This window comes from Neobacillus drentensis, assembly GCF_036962765.1.
GTDB classification, from domain to species: Bacteria; Bacillota; Bacilli; order Bacillales; family Cytobacillaceae; genus Neobacillus; species Neobacillus drentensis_C.
On the sequence record NZ_JBALOS010000268.1, the window covers coordinates 1 to 3,347 of the forward strand.

Here is a 3,347-nt window from a genome sequence, read left to right on the forward strand (position 1 = left end):
GATTTATATCATTCTATTATAATAGAAAATAAACATTATTTCTTGAGGAAAAGTTAATTTGTTACAACAAATTAATATTAAAAGACATGAGAACACTTGCTTATAAATAACAAAAAAACCCAAACAATTTTCATTGATTGTTTGAGTTCTTATGACACTATTTCCTTGAAGAAGAATCATGAAGCGCTGATAATTCTTTTTCTAATGTATCGAGGATTGCTTTTCCATCTTTACTATCTATTAAACCTAATCGAACAGCAAAATCTATTTCCCTTGATAAGCCAAACATTTGCGTATCCAATACCTCTTCATAAAGAGGGCATTGAGGCATCGTGAGATTGTCCATTTGCACTTTGATTAGCCTTAATATTTTTTCAGCGTCAGCCTGTAATAAGGCATATGCTTTCTCCTGGTGATTCACGATCATTTCAGACGCCAACATTAATCCCCCCATTTCAGAGCGATAATACAACTTATCTATAAATTTTACCGTTAACACAGGAAAATTGCAAGAACAATGAAGTAGATTAGATATGAACAGCCAGCTGCGACAGAAGTGGATTGACCATGATTAATCTTCTCATGAACCTAATTTTACTATTATGACATTTTGACAAAAAAAAGTTATACTAATTAAGCAAGGGTTTAGGGGGAATTATATATGGAAAATATCATTATCATTTCAGGAAACGTAAAGTATACCATCACACTTGATCCTGGAGTGTGGATTTTTGATGATCGACGAGTTGATTTAACTACCTATTTTTCAACAAAACGAGAGAATGCTAATTCATTAGAAGAGTATACGAAGGTTGTATCCAAGCATTGGGACCGTGAAATTATGGAAGGTGCCATTTACCCGCCTACATTGAAATCAGAAAAGAAATTCGAAAAGGAAAAGGTTTTGACAGGGACCTTTGGTATTCCTTTAAAACCATTCTTAACAAATTCAGAACCTGCTAGTGATGCACAAACTTTTGTTATTCATTGTAAAGATGGTGAACATGAATACCCTCTTGAAACCGCCTATGATTTACTCTTGGGATTTTCCAATAAAGGCAAGCCACTAAAGGTAGATGGGCCCATTCATGTCTATTTAGGCGATGGTTCAAATCAACACAGTCCGATTAAAAACGTAACAGGTTTTTCCATAAAATAAGACGGGTGCCTTTGGCGCCCGTTTTACTTTTAGAAGTATTTAAAGTAAATCTGCTGCCAAAAGTGCTAATCCCGACCTTTCCCCTTTCATTAATTTAACATGTCCTGAAATAGCCTGATCCTTAAATTTTTCCACCACATACGTTAATCCGTTGTTATAGGCATCAAGATAAGGATGATCAATCTGTTCTGGGTCTCCCATTAAAACAATTTTACTTCCCTCTCCAACACGGGTCAGGATGGTTTTCACTTCATGCTTCGTTAAATTTTGCGCTTCATCGATGATGATAAACTGCTTCGGTAAACTTCTGCCGCGAATATACGTCAATGCCTCTACCTCAATAGATCCCATACCCGCTAAGATAGCATCTAGTTCACCTGGTTTTTTCGTATTGAAAAGAAATTCAAGATTATCAAAGATAGGCTGCATCCACGGCCTAAGTTTCTCTTGTTTTTCTCCTGGTAAAAACCCTAAATCTTTCCCCACCGGCACAATCGGCCTTGCCACTAATAGTTTTTTGTATTCCCTGAAATCTTCTGTTTGCATTAGTCCTGATGCTAGTGCTAACAGTGTTTTCCCTGTACCTGCTTTCCCCGTTAAGGTTACTAAATGAATATCTTTCCGTAATAACAATTCAATTGCCATCGTCTGCTGAACATTCCTTGAATGGATGCCCCATACATGTTCTTGGTTTAATACTAATTTTTTTACCTTTTTACTCGTTTTATCAACCATTCCGATCGCTGAAGCAGAACTGCCCAGTGCATCTTTCATTACTAAAAATTGATTCGGGTAAAATGGGTGATTTGCTATCTCCGAGAGATTGAGTTCTCCCTTCTCATAAAAACGACCTAAAAGTTCGATTGGAAGAAATACTTCAAAAAAACCTGTGTAAATATGATCGATTTCCACGACACGATCATTCAAAAAATCTTCAGCATCTAATCCAATTGCATCTGCTTTTACCCTGACAAGAGCGTCCTTACTAACTAGAATAACGGGCTTACCATTTTCTTTTGTTTGTTCTTCTAAGAATAAATTTTTGGCCACAGCGAGAATTCGATTATCATTTGTTTTTTCAATAAATATATCCTGAAGCTCATGGAAGGTACGATGATTCAATTCAATTCTGATGGTTCCTCCGTTTTCAAGAGGAATTTTTTCATGGAGTTTTCCTGAAGCCCTTAGGCCATCAATTAATCTTGATACATGTCTTGCATTTCTTCCGACCTCATCCATGTACCTTTTCTTTGAGTCCACTTCTTCAAGAACCACTGCAGGAATAACAACTTCATTATCTTCAAAGGAGAAGAGGGAATACGGGTCTTGTAACAAGACATTTGTATCTAACACGTATATCTTACTCAAAGCAACGCCTCCTGCTTTACTTGTTGTTAGGATTGCATATTGCCAACAACCCTGTCGCTAGATTGGACTTTGGTAAAATATATGTTTATTGGAATAAAGATAGAAGGAGTTCCGCACAATAAATGTTAACGAGAGATTCAATTTAGGTGAATGATGAGGGCTTAATTCAAATTATTTATAAAGCATTTCGGAGGTGGATTTTAAATGAAGAAAACCTTACTGATAACTGCGTTATGTCTGTTCATTACCGGATGCGCCACAAAAAAGGAACTGACAAACAATGACAACAATTCATTAGTTAACGTAAAAAACAGCTACATTGAAAATGTTGACCGAAAATCTGGTCAAGAAATCTCCAAACGGTTGGTAAAACTTGCAACAAGTATTCCAAATGTTAAAGATGCCACTGCTGTCGTATTAGGAAGATACGCAATTGTAGGTATTGATGTCAACTCAAAAATTGACCGTTCCCAAGTAGGATCCATTAAATATTCTGTAGCAGAAAGTCTAAAGAAGGATCCGTACGGTGCAAATGCGGTAGTGGTTGCTGATGCTGATACAACACAGCGCTTAAAGGAAATAAAAGCAGATATTAATAAGGGCAGACCAATTCAAGGCATTATGGAGGAACTCGCAGATGTAGCTGGCCGCTTAATGCCTGAGATACCTGGAGATATAATTACTCCAAACCCTAAGAATGCTCCAGAAAAACCAGATAAGAAGCTTAAATCTAACGATAAAAATAAGCTAGAAAAAGAACAAGAAGACCAATCTAATCATTATAAATAGGCTATGTTAAATCATATTGTTGATTTTGGCA

At 36.4% G+C, this 3,347-nt stretch carries 4 protein-coding genes; 2 read left to right on the forward strand and 2 right to left on the reverse strand.

The window, feature by feature from the left end; all coding sequences use genetic code 11:
• Positions 1–157: 157 nt before the first annotated feature.
• Positions 158–439: a YlaN family protein gene (locus tag V7137_RS26100; protein WP_335700776.1), complete on the reverse strand. Its 282-nt coding sequence runs from the start codon at positions 437–439 to the stop codon at positions 158–160.
• A gap of 222 nt (positions 440–661) precedes the next feature.
• Here V7137_RS26100 and V7137_RS26105 point away from each other — a divergent pair, with 222 nt between their 5' ends.
• Positions 662–1,159, forward strand: coding sequence for a peptidyl-prolyl cis-trans isomerase (locus V7137_RS26105; protein WP_335700777.1), 498 nt, complete (start codon positions 662–664; stop codon positions 1,157–1,159).
• Positions 1,160–1,198: 39 nt separating this feature from the next.
• Here V7137_RS26105 and V7137_RS26110 read toward each other — a convergent pair whose 3' ends face one another.
• Positions 1,199–2,527: a PhoH family protein gene (locus V7137_RS26110; RefSeq protein WP_218345748.1), complete on the reverse strand. Its 1,329-nt coding sequence runs from the start codon at positions 2,525–2,527 to the stop codon at positions 1,199–1,201.
• A gap of 204 nt (positions 2,528–2,731) precedes the next feature.
• Between V7137_RS26110 and V7137_RS26115 the strand changes: the two genes are divergently transcribed.
• Positions 2,732–3,316 carry a YhcN/YlaJ family sporulation lipoprotein gene (locus V7137_RS26115; protein WP_335700778.1) on the forward strand — a complete coding sequence of 195 codons (585 nt, stop codon included), beginning with the start codon at positions 2,732–2,734 and terminating at the stop codon, positions 3,314–3,316.
• Positions 3,317–3,347 lie beyond the last annotated feature (31 nt).

What these genes read in the sequence shown, in the direction of transcription:
- V7137_RS26105 (WP_335700777.1), top strand. Translation starts at nt 662, where the DNA reads ATGGAAAATATCATTATCATTTCAGGAAACGTAAAGTATACCATCACA.
- V7137_RS26115 (WP_335700778.1), top strand. Translation starts at nt 2,732, where the DNA reads ATGAAGAAAACCTTACTGATAACTGCGTTATGTCTGTTCATTACCGGA.